This window comes from Spirillospora sp. NPDC049652, from assembly GCF_040675125.1.
In the GTDB taxonomy this organism is placed as follows: Bacteria; Actinomycetota; Actinomycetes; order Streptosporangiales; family Streptosporangiaceae; genus Spirillospora.
Genome location: NZ_JBFAOF010000497.1, coordinates 1 through 5,315, shown reverse-complemented (window position 1 = coordinate 5,315; position 5,315 = coordinate 1). Strand labels below are relative to the sequence as shown.

Here is a 5,315-nt window from a genome sequence, read left to right as displayed (position 1 = left end):
GGCACGACCACCACGCCACCACCAGCCACTGCGGCGGGCGGCCGCGCCGCGCGATCCGCGCGGCGCCCGCCGCGCCCGGTGGGAAAGGACCCGACGTGCGGACCTTCACCAGCTGGCCGACCTGGGACGCCGCCCGGGCGGACCTCGCGGACCATCCGGCGCTGCCCGTCCTCACGCGCGCCGCGGAGGCCGCGCTGCGCTGGCACGGCGACCAGACCCGCCCCACCGGGGCACCCTACGCCGAGCATCTGCTGGAGGCGCTGGAGGTCCTCGTGCGGGGGGCCGGGGTCTCCGATCCTGCCACTCTCGCGGCGGTCCTGCTGCATGACGTCGTCGAGGACACCCCCGCCACGGTCGCCGACGTCGAGGCCGGGTTCGGGGACGAGGTGGCCGAGCTGGTCGACTGGGTGACCAAGCCGCCGGCCGGCGGTTCCGGACGCAAGGACAAGCGCGCCGCCAAGGCCGCCTACCTGCGCAGACTCCGCGACGCGCCGGATCCGGCGGTGCTGGTGAAGCTGGCCGACCGGGTGAGCAACGTGCAGTCGCTGGAGAAGATGCCGCCGGACTTCCAGCGCCGCTACTACGCCGAGACGGTCACCTACATCCTGCCGCTGGCCGAGCGTTCGCCGTGGTTCGCGGAGTGGTTCGGCGAGTGGCGCAAGGCCTACGCCCACCTGCTCTGACGGGCCCGGCCGCCTGCTCTGACAGGCTGTGCCGCCTGCTCTAATAGGCGTCCATGGAACGGGAGTGGACGGTCGAGGAGTCGGTGCGGGTCGCGGCGTCCCCGGCCGAGGTGTACGCGGCGGTCTCCGACCTCCGCCGGATGCCGGAGTGGAGCCCGGAGCTGTTCCGGGTGTGGATCCGGGACGGCGGGGAGGTCGCGGAGGGGACCCGGTTCGTCGGGTTCAACCGGCTCGGCTGGCGGGTCTGGTTCACCACGTGCGAGGTCACGGCGGCGGTCCCGGGACGGGCGTTCGCGTTCCGGGTGTCCACGTTCGGCATGCCGGTGGCGCTCTGGGGCTACCGGATCGAGGGCATCGAGGACGCGCGCGGCCAGGACGTCGAGGACGGCGAAGCCGCGGGCGGCCAGGACGGCGAAGCCGCGGGCGGCCAGGACGGCGAAGCCGCGGCCAGCCGCCTCGCCGAGTACTGGGAGGACCTGCGCCGCGACTCCCGCTCGGCCCGGGTGGCGGCGCTGCTCGGGCGCGTCTTCACCGGCGTCCGCGCCGAGGACCGCGCGGAGCTGAACCGGCGCGGGATGCGCGCGACCCTGGAGCGCTTCCGGGCCGCGATCGAGGCCTGACGGCCCCGGCTCCCCGGCCGGCGCGCGGACGGGCTCCCGAGCGGCTCCGGGCCCAGGTGTGGGCGAGCCGCTCTTGAGCGAGAAATAAGAACCTGTTCTACTTGTGGCGTGTCTCCTGACGCCACCGCGCCCACCGCACCGGCGCACGTGATCCAGGGCGAGCGGGTCGCGATCCCGGTCGAGATCCGGGACGCCGCCGTCGCCTCCGCCATGTTCCCGGTCCCGGCCGACGCCGCGCAGGCCGTGATCGCCTACTCCGGGCTGGAGGTGGCCGCCCCGCTGCCCGGCCGGGCGATCTGCTCGCTGGCGTTCGTCCGGTACGCCGACGGCGACCTCGGGCCGTACCACGAGTTCGCGGTCACGTTCCTGGTGAAGGGGACGGCGCCGGGCGAGCGGCGGCGGATCGGCGCGTTCGTCCACTGGCTGCCGGTGAACCAGGCGTTCACCCTGGAGGCGGGCCGGACGATCTGGGGCTTCCCCAAGGAGATGGCCGACATCCGCATGGACCTCGCCTCCCGCATCAAGCGCTGCCTCGTGCGCGTGGACGGCCGGACCGTCCTGGAGATGCACGTCCGGCCCGGCGTCCCGGTGCCCGCCGGCAAGACCGCGGCCAGCGTGGACGCCTACACGCGCATGGACGGCACGACCCGCCGCACTCCCTGGTCCGTCTCGCCCACCGGCGTCCGGATGCGGCCGGGCGGCGCGTCCCTCGAACTGGGCGACCACCCCGTGGCCCACGAACTGCGCGCGCTCGGCCTCGACCGGGCCCGCGCGCTGTCCGCCGCAACCGTGGACCACGTGCGCATGATCTTCCAGGACGCCGTGGAGGTGCGCCCATGACCGCCAGGACCGCCCTGGTCACCGGCGCCGCGAGCGGGCTCGGCGCGCTCGCCGCCCGCCGCCTCGCCGCCGCGGGCTGGGAGGTCGTCGCGGCCGACCTGGACGCCGACGGCCTGGACGCGACCGCCCACCGCTCCCCCAACACCCACGTCCGGGTCTGCGACGTCGCCGACGCCGAGGCCGTGGCCGCCCTGGTCGCCGAGGCCGGCCCGGTGCACCGGGTGGTGCACGCGGCGGCCGTCGGGCCGATGGTCCCGGCGCTGGAACAGCCGCTCGCCGACGTCGAGCGCGTCCTGCGGACGGACTTCCTCGGGACGGTCCACATCGTCCGGGCCACGCTGCCGGGGATGCTGGAGCGCGGCGGCGGCGAGCTGATCCTCTTCTCCTCGCTCGCGTCGCTGCTGCCCGTGGCGAAGACCTCGGCGTACGCGGCGGCGAAGGCCGCGGTGAACGCCTACGCCGAGGCGGTCGCCGCCGAGCACGCCGGGAGCGGCGTCCGGATCCGGTGCGTCTGCCCGCGCCAGGTCGATACGCCCGGCTTCCGGGAGGCCGCGGCCGCCGACCCGGCCGCTACCGGCCGCATGCACGGCATTCCACCGGGCGTCGTCCTGGACGCCGTGGACCGCTCGCTCGCCCGTCCGGACCACGACCTGTACGTGCTGCCCGACCCGCTGACCAGGGCGGTGGCCCGCGCGCGGCGCTGGGCGCCCGGTCTGACCGCGCGCCTTGTGGGACGGGTCACGGCGTCACGCTGAGTGGACCTTGGACCGCGTAGGCTGTCTGTTTCGCATCCCCGGAGCCGTCCCGGGACGCCGCCCGTAGCCGCGAGGAGCAGCAGCCATGTCGTCCGAGGTCACCGACCGTCCGCCCGGCAGCGCGGCGGACGGGGGCACCGCCGCCGGCGCGGACGGGACGGCCCCGTTGAAGGACCGCGAGATCGCCGCCGAGCAGCGCTTCGTGGACCGGGCGTACGACCGGCTGGGCGAGATGCGCGAGGACGCCCGGGCCATGCTCCGCGAGGGCTTCCGGCAGTCCCTCGCGGGCACCAAGGGCTCGCTGGTCGACCGCGACGCGATGGTCCACCAGGCGGCGCAGCGCGCGCACGCCCTGGACATCGCCGACGACGGCCTGGTGTTCGGCCGCCTCGACCTGGCCCCGCGCGAGTACGCCGACGACGCGCAGCCGTCCGGGCGGATCGTGGACGGCCGGGAGGTCCGCTACGTGGGCCGCATCGGCGTCCGCACGCGCGAGCACGACTCCCTGGTGATCGACTGGCGCGCGCCCGCCGCCGAGGACTTCTACCGGGCGACCCCCGAGGAGCCGCGCGGCGTGATCCGCCGCCGGGTGCTGCACTCGCGCGGCCACAAGGTCGTCGACATCGAGGACGACCTGCTCGACCCGGACGCCGCCGAAGGGCTGGCGGTGGTCGGCGACGGCGCGTTCCTGGCGTCCCTCGCGCGCACGCGCGAAGGGACGATGCGCGACATCGTCGCCACGATCCAGCGCGAGCAGGACGAGGTCATCCGCGCCCCCGCCGACGGGACCGTCCTCGTGCGCGGGGCCCCCGGCACCGGCAAGACGGCCGTCGCGCTGCACCGCGTCGCGTACCTGCTCTTCAGGCACCGCCGCCGGTTCGGTTCGCGCGGCGTGCTGGTCGTCGGGCCGAACCCGCGCTTTACGTCCTACATCGAGCGCGTGCTGCCGTCCCTGGGCGAAGGCTCGGCGACGCTGCGCTCGCTCGGCGACCTGGTGCCGGGCGTGACCGCGTCCGCGCACGACACCCCCGAGCTGGCCCGGGCCAAGGGCTCGGAGGCGATGGTCGCCGTCCTGCGCCGCGCCGTGACCGACCACGCCCCGGACGCCCCGAACGAGCTGCGCGTGGTCTACCGCGGGGTCGTGATCCGGCTGGACCGCGGCCGCCTGGACCGCATCCGCGCCGAGGTGCACCGCCGCGCCCGCGGCTCGGTCAACACCGCGCGCGGCCGCGCCGCCGACGCCCTGCTGGACGCCCTGTGGGACGCGTTCGGCCACCTCGGCGGCCCGCAGGCCGTGGAGGAGGACGCCGAGGCCGCCGGGCAGGGCGAGCTGGCCCTGTGGAACTCGATCCTCGCCGCCGACGGGCTCGGCGAGCTGGACGCGGGCGGCCGTCCCGCGCCGCGCCGGGGCAGCCGCGAGGAGTTCGACGCCCGGGTCCGCGAGCAGCGCGCGTTCACCGACTTCCTCCAGGCGTGGTGGCCGATCCGCACACCCCTGGACGTGTTGTCCGCCCTGTCCGACCCGGCCCGCCTGCGCCGCGCCGCCGCCCGCGACCTCGACCGGAACGTCCTGGACGCGCTCGCCGCCTCCTGGGCCTCCGATGTCCGCACCTACCAGGACATCGCGCTGCTGGACGAGCTCGACGCGCAGCTCGGCAGCCCGCCGCGTCCGCCGCGCCACCGCCGCGCCCCCGCCGCGGACGACCCGTTCGTCGTGGACGGCGTGAACGTCCTGACCGGCGAGGCCGTCCCGGACGAGGACTGGGAGCCCGGCATGGACGAGCTGACCACCTCGATCGAGCGGATGGAGCGCGCCCGCCGGGTGGACGACGGCGTCTACGAGGAGCGCCCCGAGTACGCGCACATCGTCGTGGACGAGGCGCAGGACCTGTCGCCCATGCAGTGGCGCATGCTCGGCCGCCGCGGTCGCCAGGCCAGCTGGACGATCGTCGAGGACCCGGCGCAGAGCGCCTGGGAGGACCTCGGGGCCGCCCGCGCCGCGATGGACGCGGCCCTCGGCGGCGAGAAGCCGGCGCGCAACCGGCGCGGCCGCCGCCAGCCCGCGCGCGGGTCGGCCCGGTCCGTCCGGCACGAGTACGAGCTCACCACGAACTACCGCAACTCGGTCGAGATCGCGGCCGTGTCGGCGCGGGTGCTGGCCGAGGCCCTGCCCGAGGCCCGTCCGGCCCGCGCGGTCCGGGAGTCGGGCCTCGACCCGGTCGTCCGGGTCGTCCCGGCGGAGCGGCTCGCGGACACGGCCCGCGAGGCCACCGAGGAACTGCTCGGCCAGGTGGACGGCACGATCGGCCTGATCGTCCCGATGCCGTCGGACGGCGCCTGGACCGCCGCCGACCGCGAGCGGCTGGCCGCCGGGCTGCCCTTGGCCTCCAGGACGTCCAGCACCTGGACGCGCTCGG

At 76.1% G+C, this 5,315-nt stretch carries 5 protein-coding genes; all 5 read left to right on the top strand.

The features are described from left to right. Positions 1-683: HD domain-containing protein (locus AB0J52_RS26165; protein ID WP_500184927.1), on the top strand; the 683-nt coding region annotated here is incomplete at its 5' end. A gap of 53 nt (positions 684-736) precedes the next feature. Continuing rightward, entirely contained in the window at positions 737-1,303 is a 567-nt protein-coding gene (locus AB0J52_RS26160; protein WP_500184925.1) for an SRPBCC family protein, read from the top strand. Positions 1,304-1,411: 108 nt separating this feature from the next. Beyond that, positions 1,412-2,143 (top strand): acetoacetate decarboxylase family protein, encoded by a 732-nt coding sequence (locus AB0J52_RS26155; RefSeq protein ID WP_500184923.1) that lies wholly within the window; start codon positions 1,412-1,414, stop codon positions 2,141-2,143. Then, on the top strand, positions 2,140-2,898 hold the full coding sequence (locus AB0J52_RS26150; RefSeq protein WP_500184922.1) for an SDR family NAD(P)-dependent oxidoreductase: 759 nt from the start codon (positions 2,140-2,142) through the stop codon (positions 2,896-2,898). The genes AB0J52_RS26155 and AB0J52_RS26150 overlap by 4 nt, the downstream gene beginning before the upstream one ends. 85 nt (positions 2,899-2,983) lie before the next feature. Beyond that, on the top strand, positions 2,984-5,315 hold a 2,332-nt coding region (locus AB0J52_RS26145), incomplete at its 3' end, for a HelD family protein (protein WP_500184921.1).

Bases quoted from the DNA above. Each gene is read 5' to 3' on its own strand.
- AB0J52_RS26150 (WP_500184922.1), top strand. From the start codon at position 2,140: ATGACCGCCAGGACCGCCCTGGTCACCGGCGCCGCGAGCGGGCTCGGC.
- AB0J52_RS26160 (WP_500184925.1), top strand. From the start codon at position 737: ATGGAACGGGAGTGGACGGTCGAGGAGTCGGTGCGGGTCGCGGCGTCC.